This is a genomic window from Bacillus cereus (assembly GCF_002561295.1).
GTDB lineage: Bacteria > Bacillota > Bacilli > Bacillales > Bacillaceae_G > Bacillus_A > Bacillus_A cereus_S.
Window position 1 is genome coordinate 394462 of sequence record NZ_NTUG01000005.1, and the last position, 16776, is coordinate 411237.

The window sequence follows — 16776 nt, forward strand, 5'->3', positions numbered from 1 at the left end:
CACCGAAGATTGGTGCTTTTTTATGTTTATCAATATACACCATATCATCTCCTTTCATTATGCATAATAAATAGCCAACTGGTCATTTTAAAAACATAGTATTAAAAAGGAGGGATATCATTGAAAAAATTAAAGATTTTTTCAATCATTTTTTTAGCGATGATTTCATTATTTGGATGCGCAGGAAAACAAAAGGAAAAAGCGCTAGACAATCGCGAAAACAATGGCGTACAAAATGTTAAATATGAAGGGAACAATACTGATCTTCAAAGGGTAAGAAATGATACAAACGATGTCACGAACAATGAAACGCAACTACGCATAGCAGATAAAGCAGCAGATCGAATCGTTAAACTGGATGAAATCGACAAAGCAAATGTAATCGTCACAAATAGAAATGCCTATGTGGCAGTTGTGTTACGTGAAAACGTAAAAGGCGAAATCACAAAGCAATTAGAAGAGAAAGTTGCGGATCAAGTTAGGGCTACCGATCCAGATATTCGTCATGTGTTTGTATCCTCAAATCCTGATTTTGTAGATCGCATGAGAGATTATGCAGACAAAATTAACGCTGGCAAACCAGTAACAGGATTATTTGAAGAATTTACCGAAACTGTTCGAAGAGTATTTCCTAACTCCCGATAACACAGCAAGCATCCTTAATTAAAAAGTAGTAAGTCGAATGTTTTTTGAATCTAGTCTAACGACTAGATTCAAAAACTGACTACACATAAAAAGTGTCATGATACTGAATGATCATGACACTTTTTACATAAATTTATTTTCTAATTTCTGCTGAAATGATTGTTCCTGTTTTCGAAATAGCTGACTTCCTCTTTGTAACATAGAAGTCCCATATTTATCATTAATTTGATCAATGACAGCTAATAGCGGCTCTTCTTTCGCATCTTCTTCAAATGAAAATAAATCCAGTTGCTTCATGGATTCGGTCTTCCACTCTATTTCAGTAGCTGTAACACCAAGTAGCCGAATCTGATCTCCATCCCAATGTTGTTTCCATAAACGTGAAGCAGCTTGAAAGATATCGTGTTCTTCCCAAATTGCATTTTTTAATTGTTTACTCCTTGTTATCGTACGCCGATCATAGTATTTAATTGTAATTTGGATGTTATAACTGACAAGCGTACGTTTTTGTAACCTTTTACTAACTGATTTCGATAAGCGCTCTAACATATCAAGTAATTCCTTCTCTTCATCTATATCCTTTGAAAAGGTGGTCGAATTCCCAACACTTTTATGCTGTCCCATTTGATTTGGATCAACTTCTCTATCATCCATACCTCTTGCCCGTTTTTGTAAATCAACGCCATGCTTTCCTATTTTCGCACGAATCACATGCTCTTCTCCCTTTGCCAATTGTTCAATGGTATGTATATGGATTTCTTTTAGCTTTTCTGCTGTTCTCTCACCAATTCCATGCATCGCTTCAACAGGACGTGGCCAAAGTAACTCCCCAATATCCCGTTTCCGAAATACTGTAATACCAAGCGGCTTTTTCATATCTGATGCCGTCTTCGCAAGAAAAAGATTCGGAGCTATACCAATGCTACATGGTAAATGTAATTCTGTGAGTAACGCTTGTTGAATCATCTTAGCAATCTCAAGGGGTGAGCCTAATCCGTAACAATCTGTTATGTCTAAATACCCTTCATCTATAGAAACGGGCTGTATCTTTTCAGTAAAACGTGAAAGAATTTGAAACATTTGAAATGACGCTTCACGATATAATGTGAAATTCGGATGTTTCACGACTAACTTTGGACATAACCGCTTCGCTTCCCAAAGAGGCATTGTTGTTCGTATTCCGTACTTCCGCGCCTCATAACTACATGTTATAACGATCCCTTTTCGTTCTTTTTCATTTCCCGCAATTGCTAATGGCTTACCTTCTAACGATGAATCATGCGCGATTTCCACTGATGCAAAAAAGCAGTTCATATCAACGTGCAAAATGACTCGACCATTTTTCGGATACATTTCTCTCATATTACTCACCTCAAAAAAGAACATTCGTTCCTTTTATTATATCAAATTAATGAGAACGGTGGAACTTTCCCACTACAAAAATCATATTTTTGATATACTGAAATTAATAATGGATAATTATGTAAAATGGGAGGGTAATATGAAAAACCATAGTAAACTTAATCAAACATTTCTAGTGATTATATTAATCATTGCTATTAATTATCTATTACTTCCCATCTTTAATATTAATTCTGCTGGACTTCTCCCTCATGTCATACATGTTGCAACAACTTATGTGCTCCCATGGATTTTTCTATATTGGCTCATTCGCCTTGTAAAAGCAATCGAATCTAAATAAAAATAGCGTGTAAACCAATGATGGTTTGCACGCTATTTTTTCAGATGCTTACAATTATTTCGCTACCTCTTCAATAATTGCTACAACTAATTCAGCTGTTTTTGCTAATTCTTCAACAGGAATTTTCTCGTTTGTTGTATGAATGTCTTCATAACCAACTGCTAAGTTTACTGTTGGAATACCATGCCCTGCAATTACATTTGCGTCACTTCCACCACCACTTTGATGAAGAGAAGGTGTACGACCAATCTTTTCAGCAGCACGTTTTGCAACCTCTACAACATGATCGCCCTCAGCAAATTTAAATCCTGGGTACATAACTTTTACTTCAACATCTGCTTGGCCGCCCATTTCTTTTGCAGTTGTTTCAAATGCTTCTTTCATTTTTGCAACTTGCTCTTGCATTTTTTCATCTACTAAAGAGCGAGCTTCTGCAAAAATTTGCACATGGTCACAAACGATGTTTGTTTGTGTACCACCTTCGAAACGACCGATATTTGCAGTTGTTTCAGAATCAATACGACCAAGTGGCATTTTTGCAATCGCTTTTGCTGCGATTGTAATTGCAGATACACCTTTTTCAGGTGCTACACCAGCATGAGCTGTTTTCCCGCGAATAATCGCATTTACTTTTGCTTGCGTTGGCGCTGCAACTACAATTTCGCCCACTTTTCCATCGCTATCTAATGCATAGCCATATTTTGCTGTAATACGTTCACGATCTAATGCTTTCGCACCAACAAGACCTGATTCTTCACCAACTGTAATAATAAATTCGATTTTTCCATGAGGAATATTCTTTTCTTTTAAAACGCGGATTGCTTCAAACATAGATGCTAACCCAGCTTTATCATCTGATCCTAAAATTGTAGTACCATCTGATACGATATAACCATCTTTAATGGAAGGCTTGATTCCTTTACCAGGAACTACTGTATCCATATGAGAAGTGAAGTAAATTGTATCTACTCCTTCTTTTGTCGCTGGCAAAGTGCAAATTAAGTTACCCGCACCATGTCCAGTTACACCCATCGTGTCATCTTCAAATACTTCAACACCTAAAGCAGTAAATTTCTCCGTTAACACTTTGCAAATTTCTGCTTCATACTTTGTTTCAGAATCTACTTGAACAAGTTCCATAAATTCATTTACTAAACGTTCTTGATTAATCATGAGAATGCGCCTCCTGCATTGCATTATGTATGTAACATCGTTAATTATAACAGAATTTCGCAAAAGTTTCGAAAGACAAGATAAAAAAACAGATGGTTCACACATCTAGATAACCATCTGCTTTCTTCTACTCATTTAAAAGGACCCAGCGCATATGATCCTCCCAAATACCATTCACCATTAACATTTTTCGAGACACACCTTCATATTGAAAACCTATCTTCGTTACAACTTGAATAGATGCTAAATTACGCGGCATAATTGGGGCTTCGATGCGGTGCAAATGAAATTCTTGAAAAGCTGCATCAATTGCTTTTCTAAGTGCTTCCGTCGTATACCCTTTGTTCAATTCATCTTTATCTAACTTGTAGCCAAGAACGCAAGATTGATAAATACCTCTTACAATTAAATTGAAAGAAATACACCCTATAATATTCGTCTTATCGCCCTTCTTAAAAATCCATAATCGAATCGTTTTCCCATCTTTAAATTCTTTTCTATCTTTGTGCAATCGTTTCTTTTGGTAGTCTATTGTAAAAAAATCATCTGGTCGATATTCTTCCCACACCTTTAAAAACTCACGATTTTTATCGTAATATCGAAGAACTTGCTCTGCATACGACTCGTCAATTTCTCTTAATTGCAAACGATCTGTTTCATATATTTTCATCATCGTATCTCCATTCTTCAGCTTGCAAAACTTTAAAAATGGCACAGAAAAAACTTGTGTCCATCTTGTTATATTCTCGATGTATTTTGAATTTTCCTGTTACATTTTATATACACTTCTCGAATTTTGTCCTCACTCTCCCCTTGTCCATACTTTCTTTTCTCGTTACAATAAAGTTGTAATGATCGCAAGGAGGCCCAATATGAATAAAAAAGCACAAAAGTTTATGATCTACGCTATGCTAATTTCCATGCTTGTAACAACATTGCTTGCTGGAGCAAGTATGTTTTGGTAAAAAGGACGACACGCTCGTCCTTTTTTATTGCCTACATATATAAACAGGCTGTTTATTCTCTCGGATCGAAAATAAACAGCCTGCCCTATTCCAATTATCTTAATGAACATTATGTATTATTTTATAATTAATATGATCGCTACAATACTAAATGAAAAAGCCATCACAAGAGCCATAACAAAACTTGTATAATGTTTTTGCTGAAATGCTCCTATAGCAAAAGTTACATTCAGAAGTGCCATGAATAAAATAGATATAAGAAAAGAACATAAACTAAAAGTTGCCAATATGAAGGTAAAAACGAAGAGAAAACCAATACAAAATTGCATATAAGAAAGCCTTGGATTCAAATACATATAAGCAACCCCTTTTCTTATTATCTTTGTATATTCTCATTAACGCATGGTTATGTATACATGTCAAGACCACTCGATATAGAAAGAAAAAACCAACTTATGTGAAGTGGTTCCCAATTGCTAGACATGCTCTAACAATTGAGGGCGTAGTTCAGTATGGTTGACCTTTTCATAAACAATAGCCCCTTTTTCTTTTGCAAGTTGCTGAAACGTTTTTTTTGATTTCACAATCAACACCTTTGTTCCAATCGGAATGCGGTCAAATAAATATTCCACATCGTGCTTTTTCATCCGGATACACCCTTGTGAAATATATTTTCCAATTGAGCTTGGCTGATTTGTGCCATGGATGCCATATTTACTCCCATCAGTCCCTCGCGCGTTGAACCCAATCCATCTAGATCCAAGCGGATTTTTAGGCGATCCACCAGGAATATTCTTCGCAATATAATACGGATCTTTTGCTTTCATTACAACATCGAATGTCCCCTCTGGCGTTAATTCGTTTGTTTTCCCTGTAGCAACAGGGAAAATTTTTTGGATTTTCCCATCATCAATGTAAGCAAGTTTGTTCGTTTGTTTATTTACAATAATAAATGGATCTCCAGCCCTTGGGTTATCTCCAAGAGGCCAAATTGGTGAAAGAGAAAAGCATAATAGCAAGGACAGAAAATACGACATACTCCATTCCTTCCTTCTCTATATAAATCCATTTTGATTTTTCAACATAGTAGCTGTAGCTATGAAAACAAAAACAGTTCTCCACTTATTTCCTCTTTTTATTTTCACATAACATCGGGCTAAAAAAGCACTGATTGCTTCTATGCGTGGCCGGATCCTCTCGCCCACCTAAAAAAATGTTTTAATCTTGTTTTTATTTGGATTTATATAAGTTCTTTCACATTATCCTTCCCTTTAAAACGACTTTTAATGAGTAAATATTGCTCCATTTCATAAACAAGTTGCACGAGCTTCGCACGCATTTCAAATTCTTCGCGTGTCTCAGGAAGTGGCATTTCTCTAAAAATCTCTCGCATTTCTTGCAGTTGTCTAAGTGAAATAAGTCCCGTACTTTCAGGACGAATCGAATTCCCCACATTTTCAATCACTTCCGCAATCATATCTGACTGCTCATATGACCACGATAATGAAGCAGCAAGAGGCATAATCCGCTCTAAAATTTCAAATTGTTGCATACGCATATCAAAATATCGATAATAATAATCGTCTTCTCGCATAAATTGATTTTCAAGTTTTTTGAAAGATAACTCTTTTGCTTCCTTCAAAATAGCCTCTGTTTCGATCAATTCTTTTCCAGACCATGTACTATCTCGGTTTCGTAAATATACAGCCATCTCAAATAAAATCGTTTTAAAATTCCATTCTACTTTTTCTTGATAGCCTTTTAACTTCTTTTCTGCACTTGGCATATACATATTTACCAATAAAGCCACACTAATTCCAATTGTTAAAATTGCAATTTCATTTTCAATCGCTGACCACGTAATCTGTTTTAATGAGTACAAATGCATGACAATTACCGAACTTGTAACAATTCCTTCTTGAATTTTAAACATAACAGCGGTTGGAATAAAAGTAAGAAGTAATAAACTAATAGCAAGTGGTGTATAACCGATTGTTTCAAAAATACAAAACGAGAAAACCATGGATAATAAGCAAGCTAAAAACCTGTGCAAAGATGCTTGAAGCGATTTTCGCTTCGTATTTTGCACACACAAAATAACAAGAATTCCAGCAGAACTATAAAATTCTAAGCCAAATAGCTGCGCAATAAAAACTGCCGCACCTGTTCCAACTGCTGTTTTCACCGTACGATATCCAATTCTAAACATATCACTGCTCCTATATATATTCATTTTGATTTTCCAGCGTATAAGTCACAGCTATGAAAACAAAAAGAAATCTCCACTCATTTTCTCCCTTTGTTTTCACATGGCATGGAGATAAAAAAAGGCACTGACCACTTCTACGCAAAGACGGACGCCCTCTCCCATCTAAAAAAGAAAGGTTTTACATCGTTTTTTTAATCTGTATTTATATATGTATAACGTAGTTACGATAAGTATAAAAAAAGGATGACAAACTGTCATCCTTTTCTCCCTATTATTCACGTAACCTTTACATATTACAATATTTTTTGTAAAAACTCTTGTGCCCGTTTGCTTTTTGGTTCTGTAAAAAACTGTTCTGGGCTTGTATCTTCAACAAGCTTTCCACCATCTAAAAAGAGCACACGATCCGCTACTTCTCTTGCAAAACCCATCTCGTGTGTCACAATTGCCATCGTCATTCCTGTCGTCACTAAAGATTTCATTACTTCTAATACTTCTTTTACCATTTCAGGATCCAGCGCCGATGTGGGTTCATCAAAAAGCATAACTTCTGGTTCCATTGCCAAGGCTCTAGCAATCGCGACACGCTGTTTTTGTCCGCCTGAAAGACGATTTGGATACGCATCCTTTTTATCGAGCAATCCTACTTTTTCAAGGAGTGCCTTCGCCTTTTTCTCCGCTTCTTGTTTTGCTACCCCTTTTACATTTACTGGTGCGTACGTAATATTTTCTAATACAGTCATATGAGGGAATAAGTGAAAATGTTGAAACACCATCCCAACATTCTCGCGAACATTCATAATATTCGTTTTCGGATTGGTTACTTCGTCATTTCCAATCCAGATGTTACCACCTGTAGGTGTCTCTAATACGTTCATACAACGTAAAAATGTTGATTTTCCCGATCCAGACGGTCCAACAATTGCAACAATTTCGCCTTTTTCAATTGTTGTTGTAATGCCTTTTAATACTTCATTTTGTCCAAATGATTTATGAAGGTTTTCAACTTTAATCACTTTTCTTCATTCTCCCTTCAATTGCTTTCCCAACAAATGTAAGAATAATTACTAGAATATAATAAACAAGTCCAACGAATAATAGCGGTTCGAGATATTTAAATGTCTCACCACCCACAATATAGGCACGGCGCATTAAATCAGTCGCACCAATTACTGTTACTACAGCCGATTCTTTCGTAAGTGTTGCAAATTCATTCACAAGCGCTGGTAATATATTTTTTAATGCTTGTGGTAAAATAATATTTTTCATCATCTTGCCATATGGAACACCTAGTGCCATCGCAGCTTCTGTCTGTCCTTTATCAACAGCTTGAATACCTGCACGAATGATCTCTGACATATATGCGCCCGAATTTAAACTAAATGCAAGTACTGCTGCTAAAAACGCAGGTATATCATATCCAATCATTTGCGGAACACCGAAATAAATAATCATTAATTGCAAGACGAGCGGTGTCCCACGAAATATCGATGTATATAAATCAGCGGCAATATTTAATACTTTTATTCTAGCAATTTTGCAAAGTGCTAATAATGTTCCTAAAATAAATCCAAACAAAGCAGATACTGCGACAATTTGAAGCGTTACTTCTAGCCCTTTTAATATATATGGTATCGACGGCGTAATTGCCGAAAAGTCTAAGTTCATCTTTTGTCATTCCTCTCACAGAAAATAGAAAGGCAGCTTATTTTTCGCTGCCGAACCATTTCTTCACTAATTTATCCATTTCACCATTCTCTTGCATTTTCTTAATTACTTTATTAAACTCCGCTGTTTTATCACTGTTTTTCGGAAGAGCAATTGCTGAGCCAACCTCTTCTGGTGCTTCTGGAATTTCAATTCCTTGTAAGCCTTTCATTTTTTCTAAATAATTTTTAGCAACTGTATCTTCTAAAATAGCAGCATCAAAACGTCCAGCTTGAATTTCTTGTACGATTTCTGGGATACGATCACGACCTTGCGCCTCGAATTTCACTTGTTTTTGGAAGTCCTCTGCTTTTTCCTCTTGAATAGAACCTGTTTGTACTCCTACTTTTTTATCTTTTAAATCTTGTAATGATTGGATGCCAGAATCCTTTTTAGAAACGATCATATTTTTAGCAACAAAATATATATCTGTAAAATCCGCATTCTTCTTACGCTCTGGAGTTGGCGTCATACCTGCCATAACAAAATCAACTTTTCCCGAATTAAGAGATGCTAACAATCCGCCAAAATCCATATCTTTTATTTTTATTTCATAACCAAGTTCTTTCCCAATATACTTTGCAATATCAACATCAAATCCGATAATTTCATCACTCTTTGAAGCTTCCACATATTCATAAGGTTTATAGTCTGCTGAAGTCCCCATAACGAGTACTTTCTTATCTTTCTTCGTATTCGATTCCTTTGTTTCTCCCTTACTACAAGCACTAAACATACTTACAATTAAAATAAGTGCAAATGAAATTGATAATAATTTCTTCATGTTTCCTCCCCCTAATAATGTATATTTATAAATTTTATAGATTTTTTATTCGATGTTTGTATTGTAGCAGTGATTTTATTTTTATGCAACAATTAAAATAAAAATAAAATAAAAAATCACAAAAACAAGTAGAATAAGCCTTTTTTAATGTATAAAAAACGTATAAAATAAGCATTCCATACATATCTCTTTATCATACAAAGTGAAATAGTACCAAAACAAAAAAACGGTATGTACACTTTTGCGTGTACATACCGTTTTTATCGCTTTATTATAGTTCTTCACAATTCTCTTCAAAATAAGATTGTAATTTTGCAATGACTTGCATTGGATCGTGCCCTTCAATTTCGTGGCGTTCAACCATCGTTACAATCTTTCCGTCTTTTAGTAATGCGAAAGATGGAGAAGATGGTGGATATCCTTCAAAATATTCACGTGCACGAGCTGTCGCCTCTTTATCTTGTCCTGCAAATACTGTAACAAGGTGATCTGGACGCTTATCATAATGTACAGAGTGTGCAGCAGCAGGACGAGCAATTCCACCTGCACAACCACATACTGAGTTTACCATTACAAGTGTTGTACCTTCTTGTTTGAACGCTTCATCGACCGCTTCTATTGTTGTTAATTCTGTATATCCTGCGGAAACAATCTCCTCACGCGCTTGACGGACAACATCATTCATAAAAAAGTTAAAGTTAATCAATGGTTTCCCTCCTCTAAATCTATCTATTTGTATCTTACCAGTTACTGTTTCAGAAGTACAAATAAACTTACTTGTATTATTTCTACATCTAAAAAATCTTAGAGCAAGAGCTCTAAGATTTTTTCTTAATGACCACGATGCTTTTGCTTTGCTTTTTGCACTTTTATAAGACGCTTTCTTTGCTTTTCTGCTTCACGTTGTTCCTTTGCAAGCACTTGTTTTTCTTGTTTACGCAATTCATATGACAATTGAATTGCTTCTTGTGCTTTCGTAAGGCGAGAAGAGCTTATTTCCTTCGCTGCCTGTCTTATAATACGCTTTATATTTTTCGGACGCCTCTTCTCTCTAACCTCGACTCCGCACCGAGCAAAGGCTTGGAAATAAGATAACATCTCCTCATTTACAAACGAAATTATTTCTTCGTCTGATGGTTCAGCCCCAAAAATATATCGTGCTCCGTACAACTTTCCTTTTTCATCTTGTGTAATAATTCCTACAAAGTATTGTCCATCATGATATACTGTCAATTCCATGCGACAGCCCCTCCTGAAAAAAATTAGAAATACTGGACATCCCGGAGGGGAAGGTTACTGACATATTACTATGTGTCCGGACTACCAACCGGAGCTGTGTTTTTGCATTTCTACTACCAGTATACAATACATTTATTTGAATTTTATCATTTCTGCATATTCTGCAATCATTTTTTTATGTGATCCTACAATATAATCAGGTAACTCTGTTATCGGAAAGAATTTAAGCTGGACTGCCTCTTCTTTATTCACAGATAATAACCCCTCATACTCATTTGTGTAATAAGCGGTTGTTACAGATTGAAACTCATCACCATTGGCTAATTTTATAAAGTAATTTGCTCCAGAAAACACGTTAATGAGCTTTAAATGTTTTACATAGATTCCTGTCTCTTCATACACTTCCCTGCACGCTGTTTCTTCTGGTGATTCCCCAAGTTCCATTAGGCCGCCAGGTAAACCCCATTTCCCATACGGTTCTGTTCGTTGTTGCAACAAAACATGTCCATCTTCATTCAATACGAGAACAACAGCACCAACTAAAATTAAAGGGCGATGACCAACTACTTTCCGTAATTCTTCTACATATCCCATCGAAACAAACCCTTCTTTTTGTATTTCGTTGTCCACACCATTGTATCATATGCAAGAAATGGTAAAATGCTCATATTATTCATTTATTAATAATATATTAATTTTCTCATTTTCATCTATCGTTGCTAATTGTACCGATTCAATTAATATTTTCTTTGATAACTCTTCCTTTGCCCATGTTTCCGTTTTTCCTAATAAAGCGAGTACATCTTTCTGGATGTTCCCATTCTTCACAAGAATAAATGAAATTGGCGATTTTTTACCTCCTACTTTCATATCAAGCCGTGACACCGTTTCGTATTCTGGATATTGAAAGACTGAAATAACCCCACTTGCTTCCCACAATGCTAATTTGATCGTCTCAATATCGCTAATATTTTGCAAACGCAGTTCAGAAAATAAATACTCTACTGTAATTCTTGCTTTTTTCAAATTACTAAATTCTATTGAACCGTTATGTATAAGAATAATCGGCGCTGGTTCTAAAAAACGTCTCCAGCGATCCCATTTTAACATTAAAATTGAGCTTACAATATGAAAAACAACGAGCATAAATGTCGTAATCATCGATCCGAGCAAACCCACTTTTTCATCAGATAGCGCATTGGAAAGATTTCCACCTAACAATAGTACTAACACAACATCTAAAAAGCGAAGTTGTGCAATAGAACGTTGCCCCATAGCTTTGGCAACAAGAATTAAGAAAATATAAGCTATGATGGCCCGAATGATCCATTCTATATTAGAAAGATGGGGTGCCCCATCAAAAATATGCATATGCATGAATTTGCACTCCTTAATCATCACAAACTTTCTCATCTTAGTTTGTGATGATTACGAGCATCTATACAAAAAGCTGATTCGTATGCAAACGAATCAGCTTTTATATAAAAATCAACTAACTGAAAACATATACTTTTTATAAGTTTTCCGCACTGATAAAACGAGTCCCATCATCATCATATTCGAGAACAACGAACTTCCTCCATATGATAAAAACGGAAGAGCGATTCCTTTTACAGGCATTAATCCAACAATCATCCCAACATTTTGGAAAATTTGTACGGTTAACACACCAATTACTCCCGCGCATAATAACGTTCCAAATAAATTATCTGCTGAATAACCTATTATAATTGTGCGATATAGAAGGAGAAGGAACATAAATACAACAAAAGCAGCGATTAAAAATCCACCTTCTTCAGCAATGGTAGCAAAAATGAAATCCGTATGTTTTTCCGGGATATAGACGTTTCCATATCCAAATCCTTTTCCGTCCATTCCCCCACTACCTACTGCTAAAATAGATTGTTGCGTTTGATACCCTTGATCCGCATGTTCAAATGGATCTAACCACCCTAAAATACGTGATTGTTGATGGGGCTTTAACAGCGTAACTAACTTGTTAAAAAATATGCCTGGATATTTTACATATATAAAGATTAGCGTAGATAATACAGCCACAGGAATGACTGTACATAATGCAATTAATTTTTTTTGAATACCTGACATAAATAAAATACATGCAATGCCTGCAGCGTATAAGAAAACCATCCCCGTATCAGGCTGACTATATACAAGCAGAGCGGGTGGAATGGATACTAAACTCACTTTACCTACCAATATTAAATCTGTTTGGAAGGTTCGTGCCATATATTTTGCATTATGCTTCACTGCTAAACTGGCAATTAAAATTAGGAGCGCAATTTTAAAGAACTCTGACGGTTGAATTGCCCCAAGAACCGGAACCCTAAACCATCTTTTTGCCCCTAAAATTTCAGGCGTTAACGCTTTAAATGGCGAGATTTTAAGTATTATAATGGAAGCAAATCCAACAATATAAAAGGGCCACGCTAATTTTTGCAATTGATCTAAATCAATGCTTGCAACAAGTAATAATAACATAATACCAATTACATAGTTAATCCCCTGCTTCATTGCAAAATTTGAATCTCCATATTGTCCTGTTTGCTGACTACTATATATGGCGACTATACTCGTGACACATAATATACATAAAATCAATATTAACTTAACATCTAAACTCTTTAGAAACTCGGTACTTCTCTTCATGACATCCTCCTGAAACATTGTTACCGTAAGATAAAAAACCAGGAGTCAACATTCTTTATGTTTTGACGACTGATTGCACATTAATCGATAAAATACTTATATAGAATAACTTTATTTTTCAAACAATACAATACATTATAATGCAGTTTCATCAGTAAGATTTGCCAAAAAAGCATTCTTTTCTTATTGTATATCCATATACAATATAGCAGCAATGTATTTTTATAAATTCATAATACATTGTAGTCCATTGTCAGATTGCTGGAAAATATTTCATTGAAGGAAATAGAAGACTGTTCTTTTAGAGAATATAAAAAAAGCTCGCGTTTGCGAGCTTTTTTATTAATATACAGATGTATTATCCGCTGATACATTTTCAAGAATTTCTTTGACACGTCCTAAGAATTTACCACAAATTAAGCCATCCAATACACGATGGTCTAATGATAAACATAAGTTAACCATATCGCGTGCACCAAACATACCGTTATCCATAATCACTGGACGTTTTACAATAGATTCTACTTGTAAAATAGCTGCTTGTGGATGGTTAATAATACCCATCGATTGAACTGAACCAAACGATCCCGTGTTATTAATTGTGAATGTACCGCCCTGCATTTCGTCCGCTTTTAATGATTTTGTGCGTACTTTCCCTGCAAGTTCTGTAATTTCACGAGCGATTCCCTTAATTGTTTTCTCATCCGCTTGTTTAATAACTGGTACGAATAGTTCACTTTCTGTTGCAACAGCGATAGAAAGGTTAATATCTTTTTTCTGAACGATTTTATCGCCAGCCCACATGGAGTTAATTTGTGGGTATTCTTTTAATGCTTGTGCAACTGCTTTTACGAAGAATGCAAAGAACGTTAAGTTGAAGCCTTCACGTTTTTTGAACTCACCCTTAATTGAATTACGATATGATACAAGGTTTGTTACATCTACTTCAATCATCATCCATGCATGTGGTGCTTCATGTTTACTACGCAACATATTTGCAGCGATTGCTTTACGCACACCAGTCACTGGAATTTCGATATCTCCAGGTACAGTCGGTACAGATACTGGTTTTGCCGCTTCTGCTTTTGGCGCTGATGGTGCAGGTGCTGATTTTGGTGCTTCTTGTGGAGTCGGTACAGATACAACCGCTTCCTCTTTTTTCGCACCTACTTGCGGGATATGTCCAGATTCCACAAGTTTCAGGATATCTTTACGTGTAATACGGCCATTTGTCCCCGTACCTTCTACTGCATCTAAATCAATATTATGTTCACCTGCAAGTTTTAATACTGCTGGTGAGAAACGTGGTTTACCATCAGTTGGTTGCTTCACTTTTGGTGCTTTTTCAGCTGAAGCAGTTTCTACTTTTGGTTCCTCTTTTGTTTTCTCTTCTACAGTTGTCGCGGCTACTTCATCTGCGCCTTCTACTTGAATGACACAAACAACCTCACCTACAGCTAACGTATCACCTTCACCAGCGATTAACTCTTTCACAATACCAGTGAAAGACGATGGTACTTCGGCATTTACTTTATCAGTCATTACTTCTGCAAGCGGATCATATTTATTTACGTGATCGCCAACATTAACGAGCCATTTACTAATTGTACCCTCTGTAACGCTCTCCCCGAGCTGAGGCATTGTAATATTTTCTACAGCCATGTATAGTCCCCCCGATTAAAATTCCGCAAGTTCACGCATTGCTTTTTCAACTTTATCTGGATTTACCATAAAGAATTTTTCCATTGTTGGTGCGTATGGCATTGCTGGAACGTCTGGACCTGCAAGACGTGCAATTGGTGCATCTAAATCAAACAGACAGTTTTCAGCAATAATTGCTGCCACTTCACTCATAATGCTTCCTTCTTTATTGTCTTCTGTTACAAGAAGAACTTTACCAGTTTTTGAAGCAGCTTCAATGATTGCTTCTTTATCTAATGGATATACAGTACGTAAATCAAGAATGTGTGCAGAGATACCATCTTGCGCTAACTTCTCAGCTGCTTGAAGAGCAAAGTGAACACATAATCCGTACGTGATAACAGTAATATCATCACCTTCACGTTTTACATCTGCTTTTCCAATTGGTAATACGTAGTCATCTTCTGGCACTTCACCTTTAATTAAGCGATATGCACGTTTATGCTCAAAGAATAATACTGGATCTTCATCACGGATTGCTGCTTTTAATAAGCCTTTTGCATCATATGGTGTAGAAGGGATAACAATTTTTAAACCTGGTTGGTTTGCAAACATCGCTTCTACAGATTGCGAATGATACAATGCACCGTGAACACCGCCACCAAATGGCGCACGAATTGTAACTGGACAAGTCCAATCGTTGTTAGAACGATAACGAATTTTTGCTGCCTCAGAAACAATTTGGTTTACTGCTGGCATGATGAAATCAGCAAACTGCATTTCAGCGATTGGGCGCATACCATACATTGCCGCACCAATTGCTACCCCAGCAATTGCAGATTCTGCAAGCGGTGCATCAAGCGCACGATCTTCACCGAATTGATCGTACAAACCGTGTGTCGCTTTAAATACGCCACCTTTTTTACCAACATCTTCTCCTAAAACGAATACTTTCTCATCGCGTTCCATTTCTTCGCGCATTGCTAATGTAATAGCATCAATATAAGACATTACAGCCATGAAACGTTCCCCCCTATTCTGCGTATACGTGCTTCAATGCATCTTCAGGTGCTGCATACGGAGCATTTTCTGCATATTCTGTTGCTTCGTTTACGATATGCATAATTTCGTCTAACATTTGTTTTTCAAATTCCTCAGTTAACACGCCAACTTCTTTTAAATAAGCTGCAAATGTTATAATTGAATCTTTTTTCTTCGCTTCTTCTACTTCTTCTTTATCACGATAAACACGATCATCGTCATCACTAGAATGTGCTGTTAAACGATATGATACTGTTTCAATTAAAGTTGGCCCTTCACCACGACGACCGCGGTCTGCCGCTTCTTTTACAGCTTTATATACTGCAAGCGGATCGTTTCCGTCTATTGTATATCCAGGCATACCGTAACCAATTGCACGATCTGATACGTTTTTACATGCTAATTGTTTTTCAACTGGAATAGAGATTGCATATTTGTTATTTTCACACATGAAAATAACAGGTAGTTTGTGTACACCAGCAAAGTTTGCACCTTCATGGAAGTCACCTTGGTTTGAAGAACCTTCTCCAAATGTAACGAACGTTACTAAATCTTTCTTCTCCATTTTTCCAGCTAGTGCAATACCAACTGCATGTGGTACTTGTGTTGTTACTGGAGATGACCCTGTCACAATACGATTTTTCTTTTGACCGAAGTGACCAGGCATTTGACGACCACCAGAGTTTGGATCTCCAGCTTTCGCGAAAGCAGACAACATAAGTTCTTTAGCTGTCATACCAAACGCTAGTACAACACCCATATCTCGGTAGTATGGTAATGCATAATCTTTCTCTCTATCCAGAGCGAACGCCGCTCCAACTTGTGCAGCCTCTTGTCCTTGACAAGAAATTACGAATGGAATTTTACCTGCACGGTTTAATAACCACATACGTTCGTCTATTTTTCGCGCAAGTAACATCGTACGGTACATTTCTAATACTTGCTCATCACTTAAGCCAAGCTCTTCATGGCGCTTTTCTTTTACTTCTGCCATTTTTCATAA

General features: G+C 36.3%; 20 protein-coding genes. 3 read left to right on the forward strand and 17 right to left on the reverse strand.

All coding sequences use genetic code 11. The annotated features are described in order from the left end of the window. The first annotated feature begins 120 nt into the window (after positions 1–120). Positions 121–645 carry a YhcN/YlaJ family sporulation lipoprotein gene (locus CN373_RS05525; protein ID WP_098358919.1) on the forward strand — a complete coding sequence of 175 codons (525 nt, stop codon included), beginning with the start codon at positions 121–123 and terminating at the stop codon, positions 643–645. Positions 646–768: 123 nt separating this feature from the next. On the opposite strand, the gene CN373_RS05530 is transcribed toward CN373_RS05525, so the two are convergent. Next, positions 769–2007 (reverse strand): DNA polymerase IV, encoded by a 1239-nt coding sequence (locus CN373_RS05530; protein WP_098358920.1) that lies wholly within the window; start codon positions 2005–2007, stop codon positions 769–771. Positions 2008–2146: 139 nt separating this feature from the next. Between CN373_RS05530 and CN373_RS05535 the strand changes: the two genes are divergently transcribed. After that, positions 2147–2347 (forward strand): hypothetical protein, encoded by a 201-nt coding sequence (locus CN373_RS05535; protein WP_098358921.1) that lies wholly within the window; start codon positions 2147–2149, stop codon positions 2345–2347. 54 nt (positions 2348–2401) lie between these two features. Here CN373_RS05535 and CN373_RS05540 read toward each other — a convergent pair whose 3' ends face one another. After that, positions 2402–3520, reverse strand: a complete 1119-nt coding sequence (locus CN373_RS05540) for a tripeptidase T (protein WP_000609825.1) — start codon at positions 3518–3520, stop codon at positions 2402–2404. A gap of 127 nt (positions 3521–3647) precedes the next feature. After that, entirely contained in the window at positions 3648–4193 is a 546-nt protein-coding gene (locus CN373_RS05545) for a GNAT family N-acetyltransferase (protein WP_033664238.1), read from the reverse strand. A gap of 199 nt (positions 4194–4392) precedes the next feature. Here CN373_RS05545 and prli42 point away from each other — a divergent pair, with 199 nt between their 5' ends. Then, entirely contained in the window at positions 4393–4485 is a 93-nt protein-coding gene (gene prli42 / locus CN373_RS25480; RefSeq protein ID WP_001034149.1) for a stressosome-associated protein Prli42, read from the forward strand. Between the two features lie 116 nt (positions 4486–4601). Here the strand turns inward: prli42 and CN373_RS05555 are convergent, their stop codons facing one another. The 14 genes from CN373_RS05555 to bfmBAA form a co-directional block, all read right to left on the reverse strand. Then, positions 4602–4841, reverse strand: a complete 240-nt coding sequence (locus tag CN373_RS05555; protein ID WP_000281172.1) for a DUF3894 domain-containing protein — start codon at positions 4839–4841, stop codon at positions 4602–4604. A gap of 120 nt (positions 4842–4961) precedes the next feature. Next, positions 4962–5522, reverse strand: coding sequence for a L,D-transpeptidase (locus CN373_RS05560; protein WP_000120068.1), 561 nt, complete (start codon positions 5520–5522; stop codon positions 4962–4964). Positions 5523–5725: 203 nt separating this feature from the next. Next, complete coding sequence (locus tag CN373_RS05565) at positions 5726–6694, reverse strand: aromatic acid exporter family protein (RefSeq protein WP_098358922.1); 969 nt, start codon at positions 6692–6694, stop codon at positions 5726–5728. A 293-nt stretch (positions 6695–6987) separates the two neighbouring features. Continuing rightward, complete coding sequence (locus tag CN373_RS05570) at positions 6988–7710, reverse strand: amino acid ABC transporter ATP-binding protein (protein WP_098358923.1); 723 nt, start codon at positions 7708–7710, stop codon at positions 6988–6990. Next, positions 7703–8362, reverse strand: coding sequence for an amino acid ABC transporter permease (locus CN373_RS05575; RefSeq protein WP_001046926.1), 660 nt, complete (start codon positions 8360–8362; stop codon positions 7703–7705). The genes CN373_RS05570 and CN373_RS05575 overlap by 8 nt, the downstream gene beginning before the upstream one ends. A 37-nt stretch (positions 8363–8399) precedes the next feature. Further along, complete coding sequence (locus tag CN373_RS05580; protein ID WP_098358924.1) at positions 8400–9185, reverse strand: transporter substrate-binding domain-containing protein; 786 nt, start codon at positions 9183–9185, stop codon at positions 8400–8402. 271 nt (positions 9186–9456) lie between these two features. Further along, positions 9457–9870, reverse strand: a complete 414-nt coding sequence (locus CN373_RS05590; protein ID WP_002057657.1) for a BrxA/BrxB family bacilliredoxin — start codon at positions 9868–9870, stop codon at positions 9457–9459. 146 nt (positions 9871–10016) lie between these two features. Then, positions 10017–10424 carry a YjdF family protein gene (locus tag CN373_RS05595; RefSeq protein ID WP_098358925.1) on the reverse strand — a complete coding sequence of 136 codons (408 nt, stop codon included), beginning with the start codon at positions 10422–10424 and terminating at the stop codon, positions 10017–10019. 132 nt (positions 10425–10556) lie between these two features. Next, on the reverse strand, positions 10557–11018 hold the full coding sequence (locus CN373_RS05600) for an NUDIX hydrolase (protein ID WP_000542558.1): 462 nt from the start codon (positions 11016–11018) through the stop codon (positions 10557–10559). A 75-nt stretch (positions 11019–11093) separates the two neighbouring features. Further along, positions 11094–11801: a DUF421 domain-containing protein gene (locus CN373_RS05605; protein WP_000550948.1), complete on the reverse strand. Its 708-nt coding sequence runs from the start codon at positions 11799–11801 to the stop codon at positions 11094–11096. A 111-nt stretch (positions 11802–11912) separates the two neighbouring features. Continuing rightward, complete coding sequence (locus CN373_RS05610) at positions 11913–13091, reverse strand: FtsW/RodA/SpoVE family cell cycle protein (protein ID WP_000831189.1); 1179 nt, start codon at positions 13089–13091, stop codon at positions 11913–11915. Between the two features lie 342 nt (positions 13092–13433). Then, positions 13434–14753, reverse strand: a complete 1320-nt coding sequence (locus CN373_RS05615) for a dihydrolipoamide acetyltransferase family protein (protein ID WP_098358926.1) — start codon at positions 14751–14753, stop codon at positions 13434–13436. A gap of 15 nt (positions 14754–14768) precedes the next feature. Then, positions 14769–15752, reverse strand: coding sequence for a 3-methyl-2-oxobutanoate dehydrogenase subunit beta (gene bfmBAB, locus CN373_RS05620; protein ID WP_000290071.1), 984 nt, complete (start codon positions 15750–15752; stop codon positions 14769–14771). Positions 15753–15765: 13 nt separating this feature from the next. Continuing rightward, on the reverse strand, positions 15766–16767 hold the full coding sequence (bfmBAA, locus tag CN373_RS05625) for a 3-methyl-2-oxobutanoate dehydrogenase subunit alpha (protein WP_000852558.1): 1002 nt from the start codon (positions 16765–16767) through the stop codon (positions 15766–15768). Positions 16768–16776: the final 9 nt, after the last annotated feature.

What these genes read in the sequence shown, in the direction of transcription:
- bfmBAB (WP_000290071.1), bottom strand. Translation starts at nt 15,752, where the DNA reads ATGGCTGTAATGTCTTATATTGATGCTATTACATTAGCAATGCGCGAA.
- CN373_RS05575 (WP_001046926.1), bottom strand. Translation starts at nt 8,362, where the DNA reads ATGAACTTAGACTTTTCGGCAATTACGCCGTCGATACCATATATATTA.
- prli42 (WP_001034149.1), top strand. Translation starts at nt 4,393, where the DNA reads ATGAATAAAAAAGCACAAAAGTTTATGATCTACGCTATGCTAATTTCC.
- CN373_RS05545 (WP_033664238.1), bottom strand. Translation starts at nt 4,193, where the DNA reads ATGATGAAAATATATGAAACAGATCGTTTGCAATTAAGAGAAATTGAC.
- CN373_RS05595 (WP_098358925.1), bottom strand. Translation starts at nt 10,424, where the DNA reads ATGGAATTGACAGTATATCATGATGGACAATACTTTGTAGGAATTATT.
- CN373_RS05555 (WP_000281172.1), bottom strand. Translation starts at nt 4,841, where the DNA reads ATGTATTTGAATCCAAGGCTTTCTTATATGCAATTTTGTATTGGTTTT.
- CN373_RS05565 (WP_098358922.1), bottom strand. Translation starts at nt 6,694, where the DNA reads ATGTTTAGAATTGGATATCGTACGGTGAAAACAGCAGTTGGAACAGGT.
- CN373_RS05540 (WP_000609825.1), bottom strand. Translation starts at nt 3,520, where the DNA reads ATGATTAATCAAGAACGTTTAGTAAATGAATTTATGGAACTTGTTCAA.
- CN373_RS05605 (WP_000550948.1), bottom strand. Translation starts at nt 11,801, where the DNA reads ATGCATATGCATATTTTTGATGGGGCACCCCATCTTTCTAATATAGAA.
- bfmBAA (WP_000852558.1), bottom strand. Translation starts at nt 16,767, where the DNA reads ATGGCAGAAGTAAAAGAAAAGCGCCATGAAGAGCTTGGCTTAAGTGAT.
- CN373_RS05615 (WP_098358926.1), bottom strand. Translation starts at nt 14,753, where the DNA reads ATGGCTGTAGAAAATATTACAATGCCTCAGCTCGGGGAGAGCGTTACA.
- CN373_RS05580 (WP_098358924.1), bottom strand. Translation starts at nt 9,185, where the DNA reads ATGAAGAAATTATTATCAATTTCATTTGCACTTATTTTAATTGTAAGT.
- CN373_RS05560 (WP_000120068.1), bottom strand. Translation starts at nt 5,522, where the DNA reads ATGTCGTATTTTCTGTCCTTGCTATTATGCTTTTCTCTTTCACCAATT.
- CN373_RS05600 (WP_000542558.1), bottom strand. Translation starts at nt 11,018, where the DNA reads ATGGGATATGTAGAAGAATTACGGAAAGTAGTTGGTCATCGCCCTTTA.
- CN373_RS05590 (WP_002057657.1), bottom strand. Translation starts at nt 9,870, where the DNA reads ATGAATGATGTTGTCCGTCAAGCGCGTGAGGAGATTGTTTCCGCAGGA.
- CN373_RS05535 (WP_098358921.1), top strand. Translation starts at nt 2,147, where the DNA reads ATGAAAAACCATAGTAAACTTAATCAAACATTTCTAGTGATTATATTA.
- CN373_RS05530 (WP_098358920.1), bottom strand. Translation starts at nt 2,007, where the DNA reads ATGAGAGAAATGTATCCGAAAAATGGTCGAGTCATTTTGCACGTTGAT.
- CN373_RS05610 (WP_000831189.1), bottom strand. Translation starts at nt 13,091, where the DNA reads ATGAAGAGAAGTACCGAGTTTCTAAAGAGTTTAGATGTTAAGTTAATA.